This is a genomic window from Pseudonocardia kunmingensis (assembly GCF_006716445.1).
GTDB classification, from domain to species: Bacteria; Actinomycetota; Actinomycetes; order Mycobacteriales; family Pseudonocardiaceae; genus Pseudonocardia; species Pseudonocardia kunmingensis.
In genome coordinates, this window is record NZ_VFPA01000007.1 from 331774 (window position 1) to 349319 (window position 17546).

The 17546-nt window shown below is 73.0% G+C and carries 15 protein-coding genes; 6 read left to right on the forward strand and 9 right to left on the reverse strand.

Features of this window, described 5'->3' with window-relative positions:
- Nucleotides 1-59 precede the first annotated feature (59 nt).
- On the forward strand, nt 60-1019 hold the full coding sequence (locus FB558_RS40580; protein ID WP_246107120.1) for a GNAT family N-acetyltransferase: 960 nt from the start codon (nt 60-62) through the stop codon (nt 1017-1019).
- Here FB558_RS40580 and FB558_RS40585 read toward each other — a convergent pair.
- The 3 genes from FB558_RS40585 to mshB are packed head-to-tail and all read right to left on the reverse strand — an operon-like array spanning nt 989 to nt 3069.
- Nucleotides 989-1762: a hypothetical protein gene (locus FB558_RS40585; RefSeq protein ID WP_142064269.1), complete on the reverse strand. Its 774-nt coding sequence runs from the start codon at nt 1760-1762 to the stop codon at nt 989-991. The genes FB558_RS40580 and FB558_RS40585 overlap by 31 nt on opposite strands.
- A complete protein-coding gene (locus FB558_RS40590; protein ID WP_142064273.1) occupies nt 1755-2204 on the reverse strand; it encodes a DUF6113 family protein in 450 nt (149 codons plus the stop codon). The genes FB558_RS40585 and FB558_RS40590 overlap by 8 nt, the downstream gene beginning before the upstream one ends.
- On the reverse strand, nt 2197-3069 hold the full coding sequence (mshB, locus tag FB558_RS40595; protein ID WP_246107121.1) for an N-acetyl-1-D-myo-inositol-2-amino-2-deoxy-alpha-D-glucopyranoside deacetylase: 873 nt from the start codon (nt 3067-3069) through the stop codon (nt 2197-2199). The genes FB558_RS40590 and mshB overlap by 8 nt, the downstream gene beginning before the upstream one ends.
- 204 nt (nt 3070-3273) lie before the next feature.
- Here mshB and FB558_RS40600 point away from each other — a divergent pair, with 204 nt between their 5' ends.
- The 5 genes from FB558_RS40600 (at nt 3274) to FB558_RS40620 (ending at nt 8870) form a co-directional block, all read left to right on the forward strand.
- The gene (locus FB558_RS40600) at nt 3274-4896 is read left to right on the forward strand and encodes a peptide ABC transporter substrate-binding protein (protein ID WP_342787742.1); all 1623 of its coding nucleotides are present in this window, start codon (nt 3274-3276) and stop codon (nt 4894-4896) included.
- A 108-nt stretch (nt 4897-5004) separates the two neighbouring features.
- Entirely contained in the window at nt 5005-5931 is a 927-nt protein-coding gene (locus tag FB558_RS40605) for an ABC transporter permease (RefSeq protein WP_142064279.1), read from the forward strand.
- A complete protein-coding gene (locus tag FB558_RS40610) occupies nt 5924-6874 on the forward strand; it encodes an ABC transporter permease (protein WP_142064282.1) in 951 nt (316 codons plus the stop codon). Before FB558_RS40605 ends, FB558_RS40610 begins: the two co-directional genes overlap by 8 nt.
- Complete coding sequence (locus FB558_RS40615; RefSeq protein ID WP_142064285.1) at nt 6874-7869, forward strand: ABC transporter ATP-binding protein; 996 nt, start codon at nt 6874-6876, stop codon at nt 7867-7869. Before FB558_RS40610 ends, FB558_RS40615 begins: the two co-directional genes overlap by 1 nt.
- Entirely contained in the window at nt 7866-8870 is a 1005-nt protein-coding gene (locus FB558_RS40620) for an ABC transporter ATP-binding protein (protein ID WP_142064288.1), read from the forward strand. The genes FB558_RS40615 and FB558_RS40620 overlap by 4 nt, the downstream gene beginning before the upstream one ends.
- Nucleotides 8871-8977: 107 nt before the next feature.
- Here FB558_RS40620 and FB558_RS40625 read toward each other — a convergent pair whose 3' ends face one another.
- From FB558_RS40625 to FB558_RS43685, 6 genes are all read right to left on the reverse strand, one after another.
- The gene (locus FB558_RS40625; protein ID WP_142064291.1) at nt 8978-10288 is read right to left on the reverse strand and encodes a sulfatase-like hydrolase/transferase; all 1311 of its coding nucleotides are present in this window, start codon (nt 10286-10288) and stop codon (nt 8978-8980) included.
- Entirely contained in the window at nt 10285-12099 is a 1815-nt protein-coding gene (locus FB558_RS40630; RefSeq protein ID WP_142064294.1) for a glycoside hydrolase family 2 protein, read from the reverse strand. Before FB558_RS40630 ends, FB558_RS40625 begins: the two co-directional genes overlap by 4 nt.
- Nucleotides 12100-12125: 26 nt before the next feature.
- Entirely contained in the window at nt 12126-15137 is a 3012-nt protein-coding gene (locus tag FB558_RS40635) for an alpha-mannosidase (protein ID WP_246107122.1), read from the reverse strand.
- A gap of 51 nt (nt 15138-15188) precedes the next feature.
- The gene (locus tag FB558_RS40640) at nt 15189-16067 is read right to left on the reverse strand and encodes a carbohydrate ABC transporter permease (RefSeq protein ID WP_142064297.1); all 879 of its coding nucleotides are present in this window, start codon (nt 16065-16067) and stop codon (nt 15189-15191) included.
- On the reverse strand, nt 16064-16975 hold the full coding sequence (locus tag FB558_RS40645) for a carbohydrate ABC transporter permease (RefSeq protein ID WP_142064300.1): 912 nt from the start codon (nt 16973-16975) through the stop codon (nt 16064-16066). Before FB558_RS40645 ends, FB558_RS40640 begins: the two co-directional genes overlap by 4 nt.
- Nucleotides 16972-17546, reverse strand: a 575-nt coding sequence (locus FB558_RS43685; RefSeq protein ID WP_211367189.1) for a type 2 periplasmic-binding domain-containing protein, incomplete at its 5' end; no start/stop codon positions are given. The genes FB558_RS40645 and FB558_RS43685, both read right to left, overlap by 4 nt.

Sequence of the window (17546 nt, forward strand, 5' to 3'; positions counted from 1 at the left end):
GACCCCCGTCGTAGGGAAGTCGATCGCCGCGGCGCCGCCCGCGCGGGCACGATGGGCCCGTGGAGATCCCGGACGCGCTGGTGGGAGCGCGGGTGGCGCTGCGGCACCGCGTCGGCGAGCGCGACGGCCGTCCGCTGTTCACCGACGCCGTCGGCGAGCTCGCCGCGGACGGTCCCCGCGCCGTCGTCGTGCGGACCCGGCGCGGGCCCGTGCGCGTCGAGCGCGCCGCCGTCGTCGCGGTGCGGGCGGTGCCGCCCGCGGCGCCCCGGCGCGCCCCGCTCGCGGCGGTCGCCCGGCTGGAGGGGTTGTGCGCCGACGCCTGGCCCGCGCAGGTCGAGCGGCCGCTGGGGGCGTGGCGGCTGCGTGCCGCGTCCGGCTACACCGGACGCGCCAACGCCGCGCTCGCGCTCGGCAGTCCCGGCGTGCCGGTTCCCGCCGCGCTCGACGCGCTGCGCGGCTTCGCCCGCGAGCACGGCGTCGCCCCCCGCGTGCACGTGCCGGTCGGCTCCCCCTGGGACGGCGCGGTGGCCGCGGCGGGCTGGGTCCTCGACGTCGGGCACGCGCGGGGCGCCGAGGTGTCGGTGCTGGTGGCCCCGGTCGCCGAGGCGCCGCCGGGCCCGGCGATCGAACTGCCCGCGCACCCGTCGCCGGACTGGTGGCGGCTCGCGGTCGGCGGCCCGCCCACGCCCGCCCAGCGCCAGGTCCTCGCCGGGGCGCCGGACACCGCCTTCGGGGCGCTGCGCGATCGGGACGGCGCGCTGCTCGGACAGGTCAGGGCCACCGTCGTGGCCGACCACGTGCACGTGTCGACGCTCGCGGTCGTGCCCGCCGCCCGCCGCCGCGGCCACGCCACCGCGCTGCTCGCCGCGGCGGGGGCGTGGGGAGCCTCGAGGGGGGCGCGCTGGGCGGTGCTGCAGGTGGCGTTGCAGAACGACGGCGCCCGCGCGCTCTACGACCGGCTCGGCTACGTCGAGCACCACCGCTACCGCTACCTGGTGCCTCCCGCCGAGTGGTCCTGACGCCGGAGGCGCTTCTCGGCCTCGCGGGCGGCCTTCTTCAGGCCGGACCACTCGCCCAGGTACTTCCCCACCGCGCCGACCACCGGGAGCATGCCCAGCCCCTCGTGCAGGAAGTTGCCGTGCGGGCGCTTGTCGAGCTCGTCCTCCACGGCGAACAGGGCGCGACCCAGCCGCCACACCGCGCGCCCGACGCGGGCGAGCGTGGGCGCGGAGCCCGCGTCCACGAGGTCACCGGTCAGCTCCGCCGCCCGGGCGTCGGCGGCGGCGTCCTCGGCGCCCGTGGCCGCGGCGACGTGCAGGTCGCGGTCGAACAGCACCGCCCCGAGCAGGTTGACAAGACCGTCCTCGTCGCGCACGCCGTGCTCGCCCGCGATGGCCACGAGCAGCAGGCCCTGCCCGGCCGCGCCGACCGCCTTCGACACGGGCAGCCGGTTGGCCAGCGCCCCGCCCAGGCCCGGCACCGCCGCGATCAGGGTGGTGAACCGGCCGACGCGGCGCACCCACCAGCGCGAACGGGCCGGCACGTCCATGGCCGCCCACGCCGCCGTACCCGGCACCTCGACGGCCGCGAGCGCGTCGAGGACCCGCTCGCGCAGGTCCCGGTCCGCACCGCCGGCCGCCGCGGCGCGCGTGCGCAGGCCGAACGGGTCCGACTCCCGCAACCCGTCGAGCACGGGCCGCGTGGCCCGGACGAAGGGCCGGAGGACCGCGACGATCGCCCGGTCCGGGATGTGCTCAGCCACCGGAACGCTCGCGGTGGGCCTGCTCGCGATAGGACTGTTCGAGCACGGCGCGCACCGCCCACAGCCCGACGCCGATCCCGCCGACGAGCAGCAGCAGCGACTGCCAGTTCGCGGCCAGCATCGCGTCGCCACCCGGCCCGAACAGGCCCAGCACGACCACGGCGACGACCCACGCCGTCAGCGGCGCGCTCGCGACGGCGGGCCTGCCGTCGATCTCACCCGCGCGGCGCACGAGCCACGGGAGCAGGAGCATCGACAGCACCGCGCCCATCGGCACCGGGATGCCGTTCGTGTAGAGCGGCGTGAAGACCAGGCCGAACGCGCCGAGCAGCAGCCCGTCGACGACGAGCAGCGCCAGCAACGCACCGGCGGGTACCAGCGGCTCGGGCGCGTCCGGCACGAGCATCCGCTCCCCGGCGTCCTCGGCCGTGCGCTCAACCATCGTCGCTCTCCCCGAACAGGTCCTCGGCCGGTGCCCCCCGTCCGTCGGCCGGGACGTACTCCTCGACGTCGAGGAACGGCTGCGCGACCATGTTGCTCACCGCGAAGGCCGTGGCCCCCTCCCCCTCCCACACCGCCACCTGCGTGGCGTGGGCGCGCAGGGCGCGCAGGCGCGCGTCCCGCTGGGACGTGACGTCGATCCTCGTGCCGATGGTGCCGTCCGGCACGCTGGGCAGCTCGTCGGGCCCCGGCATCCGGAACGGCAGCCCGGGCGCGTCGGCGAGCCGGGCGAGCCCGGCCTCGAGCCCGGCCCGGCCCACCACCGTGCTGAACAGCCGTGCCGGCACCCGCCGCACCGCGGCCGCGGTGATGTCGTGCGCGCGGACGTGGTCGGGGTGGCCGTAGCCACCGTCGGGGGCGTAGGTGACGACGACCTGCGGACGCACCTCCTCCAGCACGGCGACGAGCGCATCGACCTCCGCGTCGAAGTGCTCGGGCCGGGCGAACGCGCGCGGGTGCAACCGCTCCGGCAGCGCCGCCCGCACCCCGTGCCCGGCGAGCGCCATCCCCGAGTCGCGCCACCGCCCGGGTCCGCCCAGGAACCGGTGGTCCCGCACGCCCAGCGCGGAGCACGCGGCGGCCAGCTCGCCGATCCGGTAGCCGCCGAGCTGGTCACCCCGCTCGGGCGCGAGCTCGGCGAGCTCGGCGGGGATCACCTCGCCCTGCTCCCCGAGCGTGCAGGTCACGAGCGTGACCGCGGTGTCCGGCTCCGCCGCGTACCGCGCGATCGTGCCGCCGGTGGCCAGCGTCTCGTCGTCGGGATGGGCGTGCACCAGGAGCAGTCTCCGCCGGGCAGGAGGCGTCACGGTCGCACTCTACGTGGACGTACGACACACACCCGAGTGGACGGGACGCAACACATTTGTGACCTTCAGGACTCAGTCGGTCACAGTGAGACGCGTTACGGTCCCCGCCGGAAGCACCAGCGACGCGGCTGGCGCGCGACCCGCGCTGCCGCCAGAGGGATTCGGGAGCCCATGCGAGCACGACGAGCGACTGCCTGGTTGGCGTTGCCGGTCTCCGTCGCCCTGCTGACCACCGCGTGCGGTGGCGGGGGCACGGACGGCGGGGACGGCGCGGACGCGGGCGGCGCGCCGACCGACGTCACGATCAGTGTGAACAGCACCGAGCCGGAGAACCCGCTGGTGCCGGGCAACACGAACGAGACCGGCGGCGGCAAGGTCATCGACGCGCTGTTCAGCCCGCTCGTCGAGTACAACCCGGAGACGGCCGAGCCGGAGAACCTGGTCGCCGAGTCGATCGAGACCACCGACTCGCGGGTCTACACGATCACGATCCGGGACGGCTGGACGTTCCACGACGGCACCCCCGTCACCGCGCAGAACTTCGTCAACGCCTGGAACTTCACCGCGTACTCCCCCAACGGTCAGCAGAACGGGTCGTTCTTCTCCCAGATCCAGGGCTACGCGGACGTCCACACCGAGGACCCCGACGGCGCCTCCGGTCCGCAGGAGGCGCCGCAGCCCGCGGCGCAGGAGATGTCCGGCCTGCGGGCCGTCGACGACCGGACGCTCGAGGTCACCCTCTCCGAACCGTTCGCGGTGTTCCCCACCATGCTCGGCTACCGGGCCTTCGCGCCGCTGCCCGACTCGTTCTTCGCCGACCAGGCCGCCTGGGAGGCCAACCCGATCGGCAACGGCCCGTTCCGCTACGTCTCCCGCCAGCCGGGCGTGAACATCGAGGTCGAGCGCTACGAGGAGTGGCCGGGCGACCCGAAGCCCTCGATCGGCGGCGTCGAGTTCCGCTTCTACGAGTCGGCCGAGGCCGCCTACGCCGACGTCGTGGCGAGCAACCTCGACTTCATCGAGGTCATCCCGCCGTCGGGCCTCGCGGGCAACCTGTACGAGACCGACCTCGCCGGGCGCAGCATCTCCAAGACCTACCTCGGCGTGCAGCGGCTGGGCTTCCCCCTCTACGACGCGCGCTACCAGGACCCGCGGCTGCGGCAGGCCATCTCCATGGCGATCGACCGGGAGGCGGTCAACCAGCAGATCTTCGGCGGCACCCGCCCGCCCGCCGACGGCCTCGTGGCGCCCAACGTGCCGGGCCGCGCCGAGAACCAGTGCGGCGAGCTGTGCACGCACAACCCGGAGCGGGCCAGGCAGCTGTTCGCGGAGTCCGGCTTCCAGGGTCCGATCGAGCTCACCTCGAACGCCGACTCCGGCAACGCCGAGTGGATGCAGGCCACCTGCGTGACGATCACGAACTCGCTCGGCGTGCCGTGCAACTTCGTGCCGGTGCCCACGTTCGGCGAGTTCCGCACGGCGATCAACGCCCGGGAGATGAGCCAGCTCTACCGCACCGGCTGGGTGGCCGACTACCCGTCGATCGAGAACTTCCTCAACCCGATGTACCGCACCGGCGCCTCCACCAACGACGGCGAGTACTCCAACCCGGCGGTCGACGCGAAGCTCGCGGAGGCCGACGCGGCACCGTCGATCGAGGCGGGCAACGCCCTCTACCAGGAGGCGGAACGCATGATCATCCAGGACATGCCCGCGATCCCGGTGTACTTCCAGTCCTTCCAGGCCGGCTGGTCGGAGCGGATGCAGAACGTCACGGTGACACCGTTCCGCGAGCTCGACCTGGAAAGCGTCACGGTCTCGGAGTGACCTACACGCACAGGAAGTGACGGCGGCGGCCGGGCCACCCGACCCGGCCGCCGTCCGCGGTCGCGACCACGGCACAGAACGCCGTGGCGCCAACCGGAAGGTGAAATCGTGGGACGCTACGTCCTCCGCCGGCTCCTCCAGCTAGTCCCGGTCTTCATCGGGACGACGTTCCTGATCTACCTCCTCGTCTGGGCCCTGCCCGGCGACCCGTTCGCGGGCAAGTGCGGTGAGCGGCCCTGCCCGGACGCCTACATCACCCGTATGCGCGAGGAGTTCCACCTCGACGACAACGTCGTCGTCCAGTACCTGCGCTACCTGGGCAACCTGCTGCAGGGCGACTTCGGCGAGACGTTCTCCGGCATCCCGGTGGGCGAGCTCATCGCCGACGCCTACCCGGTGACGCTGCGGCTGGCGATCGTCGCGCTGGTCATCGAGGCCGTCATCGGGCTGATCGCCGGGATCCTCACCGGCCTGCGCTCGCGCGGCTTCCTCGACAACCTGGTCCTCGTCTCGACCCTGTTCCTGATCTCGATCCCGACGTTCGTCACCGGCTACGTGCTGCAGACGGTGCTCGGGCTGCGGCTGGGCATCATCAGCCCGACGGTCTCGTCCGAGGCGGGGTGGCTCGAGCTGCTCGTGCCCGGTTTCGTGCTCGGCAGCCTCTCGATGGCCTACGTGACCCGCCTGACCCGCACCTCCATCGCGGAGAACCGGCGCTCCGACTACGTGCGCACCGCCGTGGCGAAGGGCCTGGAGCCGCGCCGGGTGGTGGGCGTGCACCTGCTGCGCAACTCGCTCATCCCCGTCATCACGTTCCTCGGCGTGGACCTGGGGTCGCTGATGGGCGGGGCCATCGTCACCGAGGGCATCTTCAACATCCGGGGCATCGGTGGGCTGATCTTCCGCTCCATCGCCACCCGCGAGGGCGCCACCGTCACCGGGGTGGTCGTCCTGCTCGTGATCGTCTACCTGCTGATGAACCTGCTGGTCGACGTGCTCTACGCCGTTCTCGACCCGAGGATCCGCTATGTCTGACCCCAGCGCACTGGGCACCGCAGGGCCGATCGCCGAGGCGGGCCCCGACCTGGCGGCCGGCGGCGAGGGCCCGGACACGCCCCGCAGCCTGGGCTCCGACGCCTGGCACGACCTGCGCCGCCGCCCGCTGTTCCTGATCTCGGTCGCGCTGATCGCGGTGCTGCTCGTGCTCGCCGCCTTCCCGCAGCTGTTCACCTCGGTGGACCCCACCGCGGGCGACCTGTCCCGTAGCAGGCAGGCGCCGTCGGCGCAGGCCTGGTTCGGCTACGACCTGCTGGGCCGCGACGTGTACGCCCGCACGATCTACGGCACCCGCGTCTCGATCATCGTCGGCGTGCTGGCCACCACCTTCACGCTGGTCATCGGGGGCGTGTTCGGCCTGCTGGCGGGGTTCTACGGCGGCTGGGTGGACAACCTGGTCTCCCGGGTCACCGACGTCTTCTTCGGCCTGCCGTTCGTGCTCGGCGCGATCGTGATCCTCTCGACGTTCCGCGAGTCGGTCGGCGGCGACGCCGTCGGCATCACCTCGCTGGTCGTGCTGACCATGGCGGTGCTCTCGTGGCCCGTCACGATGCGGATCATGCGCTCGGCCGCGATCGCGGCCCGCGACCAGGACTACGTCCGCGCCGCCCGCGCGCTCGGCGCCGGACCGGCGCGGGTGATCTGGCAGCACATGCTGCCCAACTGCCTCGCTCCCGTGCTGGTCTACGCCACGATCTCGCTCGGTTCCTTCATCGGCGCCGAGGCCACGTTGTCGTTCCTGGGCATCGGGCTGCGCGAGCCGGTGGTCTCGTGGGGCGTGATGATCAGCGAGGCCCGCGACTACCTGCGCGTGGCCCCGTTCCTGCTGCTGTTCCCCGCCGCGTTCCTCGCCGTCACGGTGCTCGCCTTCGTGATGCTGGGCGACGCCGTGCGCGAGGCGTTCGACCCGAAGGGCCGCTGATGGACCTGCACAAGGAGCCACCGCTGCTCGAGGTCGACGGGCTGCACGTGGAGTTCCGCACCCGCGACGGCGTCGCGAAGGTGCTCAACGGCGTCGACTACCACGTGGGCGCGGGCGAGACGCTCGCCGTGCTGGGCGAGTCCGGCTCGGGCAAGAGCGTCACCGCCAACACCGTCATGGGGATCCTGGAGAGCCCGCCGGGCGTGGTCACCGGCGGTGCGGTGCGCTACCGGGGCGAGGAGCTGCTGACGGCCGCGCCGGAGCGGCGGCGCGCGTTGCGCGGCGAGCACATCGCGATGATCTTCCAGGATGCACTGTCTGCGCTGAACCCGGTGTTCACCGTCGGGTTCCAGATCGGCGAGCAGCTGCGGACGCGGCGCGGCATGAGCCGCCGCGACGCCGAGAAGCGCGCCGTGGAGCTGCTGGACCTGGTGGGCATCCCGGGCGCGAAGCAGCGGGTGCGCGACCACCCGCACCAGTTCTCCGGTGGCATGCGCCAGCGCGTCATGATCGCGATGTCGCTGGCGCTCGACCCGGACGTGCTCATCGCCGACGAGCCCACCACGGCCCTCGACGTCACGGTGCAGGCCCAGATCATGGACCTGCTCGCCGAGATACAGGCCGAGCGGCACATGGGCCTGATCCTGATCACGCACGACCTGGGCGTGGTCGCGGAGGTGGCCGACCGGATCGCCGTGATGTACGCGGGGCGGATCGTGGAGCACGCCGACGTGCACGCGCTCTACGCCAACCCCTGCCACCCCTACACCCGCGCGTTGCTCGAGTCGATCCCGCGGGTGGACACGAAGGGCAGCACGCTGCGGGCGATCAAGGGCCTGCCGCCCAGCCTCACCCGCATCCCGCCCGGGTGCCCGTTCCACCCGCGCTGCCCGATGGCCGCCGACGTCTGCCGCGAGGTGGTGCCCCCGCTGGAGCTGCTGCCCGCCGGACGCTCGTCGGCGTGCCTGTTCGCCGAGGAGCTGGTCAGGCGATGAGTCCGATCCTGGAGGTCGAGGACCTCGTCAAGCACTTCCCGGTGCAGACCGGCATCGTCATCAAGCGCACCGTGGGGCACGTGCGGGCCGTCGACGGCGTGTCGTTCGACCTGCACAAGGGCGAGACGCTCGGGGTGGTCGGCGAGTCCGGCTGCGGGAAGTCGACGCTCGCGCAGGTGCTGATGCGGCTGGAGCCGCCGACGTCGGGGAAGGTCCGCTTCCACGGCGAGGACGTGTTCGCCAAGCGCGGCAAGGCGCTGCAGTCCCTGCGCCGGCAGATCCAGATCGTGCTGCAGGACCCGTACACGTCGCTGAACCCGCGGATGACCGTCGGCGACATCGTCGGGGAGCCGTTCGAGATCCACCCCGAGGTGGCCCCGAAGGGTGAGCGGCGCAGACGTGTGCAGGACCTGCTCGACGTGGTCGGGCTCAACCCCGAGCACATCAACCGCTACCCGCACCAGTTCTCCGGCGGGCAGCGGCAGCGGATCGGGATCGCCCGCGCACTCGCGCTGAAGCCGGAAGTGATCATCTGCGACGAACCGGTGTCCGCGCTCGACGTGTCCATCCAGGCGCAGGTGATGAACCTGCTGGGCGACCTGCAGCGCGAGTTCGGGCTCTCCTACGTCTTCATCGCCCACGACCTGTCGGTGGTGCGGCACCTGTCCGACCGCGTGGCCGTCATGTACCTGGGCAAGATCGTCGAGATCGGCTCGGAGGACGAGATCTACAACCGTCCGGCGCACCCGTACACGCAGGCCCTGCTCTCGGCCGTGCCGGTGCCCGACCCGGCCGTGCGCGCCGCCCGCGCCCGCATCCGCCTGACGGGCGACGTCCCGAGCCCGGTGAACCCGCCGAGCGGCTGCCGCTTCCGCACGCGGTGCTGGAAGGCCACGGAGATCTGCGAGGACGAGGTGCCGGACCTGGTCGTGCGCGGCGGCGGCCACCACCCGAGCGCCTGCCACCACGCCGAGGAACAGCACCTGCTGCCGTCGACCTGACCCAGGGGCTCCGGAAGCGCGATTCGCATGACGAACGGCACTTTCGTCGGCTAGGTACCGACGAGAGTGCCGTTCGTCCGGGTGGGAGCGTGCAGCGGGTCGATCGCCTACGCCGCGAGCGCGGCCCACCCCTCGTGGCGGATGCGGAACTGTTCCAACTCGCGGTCCAGCTCCCCGACCACCTCCGGGAAGCGCTCCGACACGTCGGTCGTCTCCGCCGGGTCGGCGCAGACGTCGAAGAGGGCGTGGTCGAGCACGTGGGGCGGGGTCATTCCCTCGCGGGGGTGGTGGACGCGCTTGAACCGCCCGCGCCGGACCGCCCACTGCCCGTCGTGGCTCCAGAACACCGCGCGGTCGTCGGCGCGGGCGTCGGCGTGGGCGGCCGGCTGTCGCAGGCCGGCCAGGAGCGAGCGGCCGTCGACGTCGGTGGGCTGCGGCGGACGGCCGTCGACGGCCTCGAGGATCGTCGGGAGCAGGTCCATCATGGCGCCCACGCCCGCGAAGTCGACGCCTGCGGGCAGCCGGCGCGGCCACGACACCATCGACGGCACCCGGATCCCGCCCTCGAACAGCGACCCCTTCGTCCCGCGGAACCCGCCGGTGGAACCCCCGTCGTAGGAGACCTCCTCGCCGTCGAGCCAGTTGCGGCTCTCGGCCGACGGCCCGTTGTCGGAGGAGAAGAAGACGAGCGTGTCCTCGCGGAGGCCGTGCTCGTCGAGCGTGTCGAGGATCCGCCCGATCGCGTCGTCCATCGCGGCGACCATGGCCGCGGTGATCCGGCGGCCGTCGGGCAGGTGCGCGAACCGGTCCACGTACTCGGCCGGGGCGTGCATCGGGTAGTGCGGCGCGTTGAACGGGACGTAGCAGAGGAACGGCCGCGCGTCGTCGCGCGCGACGAACTCCGACGCCCGCTCCCCGAGCACGGTCGTCAGGTAGTCCCCGTTGAGCCACACCTCCTCGTCGCCGTCCCAGAGGTCGTGGACCGGGTTGTGCGCACCCCAGTAGTAGATGTGCGAGTAGTAGTCCACGCAGCCGGCGCGGAACCCGAAGCTCTCGTCGAACCCGTGCTGCCGCGGGCTGAACTCGTGGTCCACCCCGAGGTGCCACTTGCCGAACATCCCGGTCCGGTAGCCCCGGCGGCGCAGCTCCGTCGCCAGCGTCTCCTGCCGGGGCAGGCCACGGGTGCGGCGATCCCCGCCCAGGATCGTCTCGACCCCTGCGTGCGCGGGGTAGCGCCCGGTCAGCAACGAGGCCCGCGACGGCGAGCAGACCGGCGAGTTGGAGTACCACTGCGGCAGCCGGACGCCGGACGCGCACAGCCGGTCGAGGTGGGGGGTGGCCACGTCGGCGGCCCCGAAGCAGCCGACGTCGCCCCAGCCGAGGTCATCGGCGTAGAGCACGAGGACGTTCGGTCTCATCGCCGCTCGATCGCGGCCGGGCGCACCTGGGCGGCGCGGATCCGCGCGAGGTCGAACTTGGGCGTCCGGTCGAACCGGTAGAGGCCGTTCTGCTCCTGGAAGACGTCCGTCAGCTGCGTGTAGCAGTACCCGAACATCTCCGGGTCGTCGCGCAGCACCGCGACGAGGCCCTCGAAGCGGGCGTAGAACTCCTCGAGGTCGCGCACCCGGTCGCCGTACCCCCAGGACCCGCTCGCCGACTGCGCGCGCCCGGCCTCGGCCGGGTTCCACCAGATCCCGCCGAACTCGCTGACGAAGAACGGCTGCCCGCGGTAGGCGATCGACCACGACTCGCCGGTGTCGTCGGACCGGTTCACGTACGGGTCACCGTCGGCGAGGCGGGCGTGGTTCGCCGCGAACGCCTGCGGGTCCTGCTCGTAGTCGTGGCTGTCGAAGACGTCGGACTCCGCGATCCGGTGGGCGTAGCCCGACGTGTCCAGCACCGGGCGCGACGTGTCGAACGCCTTGGTGGCGAGGAACATCCCGCGCATCACGTCGTCGAGGGCGGTGATGCGGTCGCCGTAGGCCTGCCAGGTCTCGTTCAGCGGGCACCAGCCGATGATCGAGGGGTGGGAGTGGTCGCGCTCCAGCACCTCGAGCCATTCCTGGACGTACGACGCGCCGGGCTGCTGGTTCGTGGTCTCGCCCTGCTCGGTGTTGCAGCCCCAGTCGCCGAACTCGCCCCAGACGAGGTAGCCGAGACGGTCCGCGTGGTGCAGGAACCGCTCCTCGAACACCTTCTGGTGCAGCCGCGCGCCGTTGAAGCCCGCGGCGAGGGAGAGCTCGATGTCGCGGACGAGGGCGGTGTCGCTCGGCGCGGTCATCAGGCCGTCCGGGTACCAGCCCTGGTCGAGCACCAGGCGCTGGAAGACGACCTCGCCGTTGAGCCGGACCTGCTTCCCGGTGATCGCGACGCTCCGCAGCCCGGCGTACGACGCGATCTCGTCGACCGGGTGCCCGTCCGCGTCCCGCAGCTCGACGTGCAGGTCGTAGAGGAAGGGATCGGCCGGCGACCAGAGGCGGACCCGCTCCTGCGGCAGGACGAGGCTCAGCCGGGGCGCCAGGTCGAGGTCGGCGCGGACCTCCCCGGTGACGACCTCGCCCGCCTCGTCCGACACCGTCATCCGGACGACGCCGCCGAGGAGGTTCGCCGAGAGCGGCACCTCGACGTCGAACGACCGGCCGGCGACGTTCGGCGTGATGCGCGGGCGCCGGATCGCGGTCGGCGGCACGGGCTCCATCCAGACCGTCTGCCAGATCCCGGTCGTGCGCCAGTACTTCGCCGCGCGCGGGGCGTAGTCGCGGGACTGCTTGCCCCGCGCCTGCGGCGCCTCCGGCTCGTCGCGGGCCCGCACGACCAGCGCCACCTCGACGCCCGGCGGCGCGGCGTCGGTGATGTCGAACGAGAAGCTGGAGAACCCGCCCCGGTGCCGCCCGACCTCGACGCCGTCCACCCACACGGTGGTGTCGTGGTCGACCGCGCCGAAGTGCAGCAGCACCCGGCTGCCGCGCCACTCCTCCGGCACCGTGACCGCGCGCCGGTACCAGACGGCGCGCAGGAAGTCCTGGTCGTCGATGCCGGACAGCGCGCTCTCGGGCGCGAACGGCACGAGGATCTGGGCCGCCAGCGGGCGGTCGCGCAGGCCGCGGGCCAGCCCGCTGTCGCCGCGGTCGACCTCGAAGCCCCAGCGGCCGTTCAGGTTCTGCCACCGGTCGCGGCGGAACTGGGGTCGGGGGTACTCCGGGCGGGGTTGCGTCTCGTCGGCGGACACGCGGTGGTTCCTCTCAGGCTCGGGGGTCAGGAGAACCGCAGGGTCAGCAGCTCGAACGGGCGCAGCTCCAGGTCGAGCTCCGCACCGGGGTCCGTCCGCCGGACCGCGCCGCCCGCGACGGGCCGCTCGAGCAGGTCGGTGGCCACGGCCTCGGTCCAGCCGAACGCCGTGCGCACGGTGGCGCGCGAGCGGTTGCCGTGCGCCTCGTAGAGGCGCACGACGAGGTCGCCGGACCGGTCCTCGGCGAGCTTGACGCTCTCGACGACGACCGCCGGGTCCGTGACCTCGAGCAGCGGCGCGGTCGGGCGTCCTCGGGTGATCCGCGGCGGGAGGTGCTGGGCGTACCCGTCGACGACCGCCTCGGGGATCCCACCGGGGCGCAGGCTCACCGTGAACGAGTGCCGGCCCTGGTCCGCGCCCGGGTCGGGGTAGCGCGGCGCCCGCAGGAGCGACAGGCGCGCCGTCGTCGTCGGCCGGCCGTCGGGCGCCTGGCCGCCCCGGACGTCGTGGCCGTACACCACGTCGTTCGCGATGGCCACGCCGTAGCCGGGCTCGCCGACGTGGATCCAGCGGTGGGCGACGGTCTCGAACCGCGCGGTGTCCCAGGACGTGTTCTGGTGGATCGGGCGGTGCAGGTGCCCGAACTGGATCTCCGACGTCGCCCGGTCGGCGCGCACGTCGAGCGGGAACGCGAGCTTGAGCAGCTTCTGCGACTCGTGCCAGTCGATCTCGAAGCCGTACTCGACGCGCCCGTCCACCAGCCGGATGGTGACCTCGATGCTCGTGTCCCCCAGCTCGTGGCGGACCTCCACGGCGTCGTCCACGACCTCGACCGACGCGGGCTCGACGAGGTCGCGCCCGCTGCGCTTGTCCTCGTCGTCGATGTCCCACGCGTCCCACTCCCGCGGGGTGTCGCGGAACAGCTGCAGGACGCCACCCGCGAGCCCCGCGGGCACCAGCTCGCGGTCCGCGGCCCGGTCGACGACGGAGACGAGCGTCCCGCGCCGGTCGACCTCGACGCGCAGCAGGCCGTCCTCGAGCACGATCCGGTCGCCGTCGGGGCGCGGGCGCGCGACGGCGGGTGCGGTCACCGGGCCGATGCCCAGTCCGGGCACGCCGTCGTGCGTGTACGGCCCGGCGTTCGCGGCGACCGGGGTGTCGCCGCCTGCGCCGAGAGCGGCGAGGGAGGTGTCGATCAGCGCGGTCAGGTCCTCGGCGACGCGCTGGTAGTTGCGCTCCGCCTCCTCGTGGACCCAGGCGATCGACGTCCCGGGCAGGATGTCGTGGAACTGCTGCAGGAGCACGACCTGCCAGGCGCGCTCGAGGGCGTCGTAGGGGTACGGGGTGCCGTGCCGGACGGCCGCGGTGGCCGCCCACAGCTCCGCCTCGCGCAGCAGGCCCTCGCTGTGGCGGTTGCCGTGCTTGCCGCGGTGCTGCGAGGTCAGCGTGCCGCGGTGCAGCTCGAGGTACATCTCGCCCACCCACACCGGCGGGGCGGGCAGCTCCGCCTCGGCCGCGGCGAAGAAGTCCTGCGGGTTGCCCAGCCGGACGCGCGGGGACCCGTCGAGGTCCTCCTTGCGCTCGGCGGCCGCGAGCATCTCCCGGGTGGGCCCGCCGCCGCCGTCACCCCAGCCGAACAGGCCGAGCACGTGCCGCGCCGCGCCCTTCTGCCGGAACACGCGCTCGGTGCGGGCCAGGTCCTGGGCGCCGAGGTCGGAGTTGTAGGTCTCCGCGGGCGGGAAGTGGGTGAACACGCGCGACCCGTCGATGCCCTCCCAGAGGAAGCTCGAGTGCGGCATCGCGTTCGTGGTGTTCCAGGACGGCTTCTGGGTGAGGAACCAGCGGGCGCCCGCCGCGCGCACGATCTGCGGGAGCGCGGCGGTGTAGCCGAACGAGTCGGGCAGCCAGGCCTCCTCGCTGTCGACCCCGAACTCCTCGGAGAAGAACCGCTTCCCGAGCACGAACTGGCGCGCCAGCGCCTCCCCGCCGGGCATGTTGGTGTCGGACTCGACCCACATCCCGCCCACCGGCCGGATGCGGCCCGCCGCCACGGCCTTGCGGACGCGCTCGAACAGCTCCGGCTGGCTCTCCTTGAGCCAGGCGTACTGCTGGGCCGAGGACGCGGCGAACACGAAGTCGGGGTGGCGCTCGACGAGGTCGAGGACGTTGGCGAAGGTCCGCGCGACCTTCCGCACGGTCTCGCGCACCGGCCAGAGCCAGGCGCAGTCGATGTGCGCGTGCCCGACGGCGGACACGATCAACGAGCTCTCGGCGGCCCCGCTGCGCAGGACCGCGGCCAGCACCTCACGTCCTCGCGCCGCCGTGCCCGGGACGTCGTCGGGGTCCATGACGTCGACCATGCGCTCGAGCGCGTGGACGACCTCGGCGCGGCGGGCACCGTGTGCGGGCAGCACGTCGACGAGCCCGTCGAGGGCCACCACGTCCTGCAGCAGCTCCCACACCACCAGGTCGCGGCGCGCCACCGACACGTCGGTGAGGCGGTACTGGAACGCCTCGCCCGCCGTCGCCCTGTGCCCCAGCGCCGTCGGCTCGTACTCGTACGGCGTCTGGATGACGGGGTTGGCCGCCGCCTCGATCAGCAGGCGGAACGGCCCCGGCCCGGGGAGCGGGACCCAGGCGTTGAGCGGTTCGATCGCCTTGACGATCGTGCCGTCCGGGCGGTAGGCGGTGGCCTCCGCCTGGAACCCGGCCTGGTCGCCGGTGAACCCGAGGTCGACGACGAGCTCGGTCTCGTCCGGCGCCCAGTCGGCGGGGACCTCGCCGCGCACGTCGAACCAGACGGTGTCCCACGGCCGTCCCCACGCGCGGCCGAGCGCGAACGGCTCGAACCGCTGCGCCACCGCGTGCGCGAACGGCACGGGCTCCCCGCCGACCTGCCACGCGGCGACCTCGACCGGGCGGGAGTCGCGGTAGAGCGCGGGCCGGATGCGGAACTCGGTGAAGCGCCGCACCCGCAGCATCGCGAGCTCGACGGCGTCGAGCTGCGAGCGGCCGTGCGGATTGGTCTCGTCAACCACAGTCGTTCGTCGTCCCTTGGAAGTGGAGGAACCTGCGAGAACCCGGTCGGGTCAGCCTTTGAGGGCGCCGCCGAGGCTCGACCGGAGGAGGTACCGGCGGAGCAGGACGTAGAGGATCGTCGGAGGCACCATGTAGATCAGGGCGCTGGCGGCGAGCACACCCCAGTCCACCTGGTTGAACGCGCTGAAGGCCTGGAAGAGCCCGATCGACAGCGGGTAGAGCTCCGGCGACTGGAGGAGCACAAGCGGCGTCAGGAAGTCGCCCCACACCGCCATGAAGGTGATCATCGCGGCCGCCCCCAGGCCGGGGCCGACCAGCGGGAACACGATCCGGCGGATCGCCCCGAACCGCGTGTTCCCGTCCATCCAGGCGGCTTCCTCGAGCTCGAACGGGATCGCGTCGATCGTGCCCTTCAGCAGCCACAGGGTCACCGGCAGCGCGACGGCGGCCTCCACCAGGATCAGGCCCAGGTAGCTGTTGTCGAGGCCCATCTTCACCATCAGCAGGTAGAGCGCCACGATCGTCGCCGGCGCCGGGATCACCCGGATGAGCAGGATCGAGAACATGAAGAACTTGCGGCCGCGGAAGCGGAAGCGCGACAGCCCGTAGGCGCCGAGGACGCCGACCGCGAGGTTGAGCGCCGTGGCCGCGATCGCGACGACGAGGCTGTTGACCAGCAGCCGGGGCGTGTCGGCGTCGGTGAAGAAGCGGGCGAAGTTCTCGAGCGTGAGCGTCGGGCTCTGGACGGTGGGGCCCGCGTCGGCGTCCACGGCGCTCAGCAGCACCCAGGCGAACGGCACCACGCAGAACAGCGCGACCAGCGCCAGGAGGACGTACTGGAGCGCGCGCTGGACGACGGTCACGGCCGAGAGCTGCGGCCGGGACCGGGCGGGCGCGCGGGGCGCGACGCGTTCCGCCGTCGCGGTCACACGTCCACCTTCGCGAGCCGGACGTAGGTGAGCCCGAGGACGAGGACGAGCACCAGCAGGATGACCGACGCCGCGCTGCCGAGCCCGATCTGCGAGTACTGGAACGCGCGCTCGAAGATGTAGATCGAGGTGAGCTCGGTCGCGGAGCCGGGGCCGCCCTGCGTCAGGAAGTAGACGAGCCCGAACACGCCGACCGTGGTGATCGTCGTCAGCAGCAGGTAGAGGAACACCGGCCCGCGGATGAGCGGCAGCGTGACGTACCGGAAGACCTGCACCGCGCTCGCCCCGTCGATCCGGGAGGCCTCGATGAGCTCGTCGGGGACGTCCTCCAGCGCCGCCTGGAACATGATCATCGCGAACGCGATGCCCCGCCAGATGTTGACGACGATGATGCAGAGCATCGGGGACTCCTGCAGCGCCGCCACCGGCGCCTCGCCGAGCAGGCCGAGCAGCCGGTTGAGCGTGCCGTCGTCGCGCGGGGAGAGCACGCTGGCCCAGGTCAGCGACGCCACGACCTCGGGCACCACCATCGGCAGCAGCACGGCGGCGCCGAACAGCCCCTTGCCCCGCAGCCACTTGCGTCCCAGCAGCAGCGCGGCGAGCATCCCGAGCACGGTCTGACCGATGATCGCCGACCAGAGCACGAACGAACCGGTGTGCCCCAGCGACGCCAGGAAGTCCCCGGACCCGAGCAGGTAGGAGTAGTTGTCGAGGCCGACGTACTGCGGGTTCCTGGCGGCGAAGCCGGTCAGCTGGGTGTTGGTGAAGCTGAGGTAGACCCCGTACGCGGTCGGGGCGATGACGAAGACGCCGATGAGCAGGACCGACGGTCCCAGCAGCAGCGACAGGAGCCCGCCGTGGCGCTGCCGCGGGCCCGGGCGCGCGACCGGCGCGCCGGCAGCTGTCACTGCGACACCAGGCTGGGGCCGAGCAGGTCGGCCGCCTCGCTCGCGAACGCGGACGCCGCCTGCGCCCCGTCGGCCTTGCCGAGGAGGATCTGCTCGGTCGCGTTCTGCGCGGCCTGGGACGCCTGGTCGGCGCCGTCCCCCTCCGGCACGTCGATGCTGGTCGCGAGCTTCTCCTCGGCGTCGAGGAGGCTCGGCTCGCCGCTGTAGGGCGCGAGGTCGGAGATGCCGGAGCGCGGCGCCGCGGCGCCGACCGCGACGAGCTGCCGGGCGAGCGCGCTGCCCGAGCTCAGCCACTGGGCGAGCTCGACCGCGGCGTCGGCGTGCTCCGTCTCGGCGTTCACGCCGTAGGAGAACCCGCCGCCGCTGACCGAGTAGGGCTGGGTGCCCGGCACCAGCGCCGGGTAGTCCCAGGTCGCCACCTTGTCCTGCACGCCCTCGATCGGGGCGGCGCCCTCGGGGCCCCAGTCGTAGCGCCACCCCCACGTGCCCTGCGCGACCACCGGGAGCGTCCCCTCCGGGAAGTCGACGTACTTCGTCTGCTCCCAGGGGTTCGGGTTGAGCAGGTCCTGGA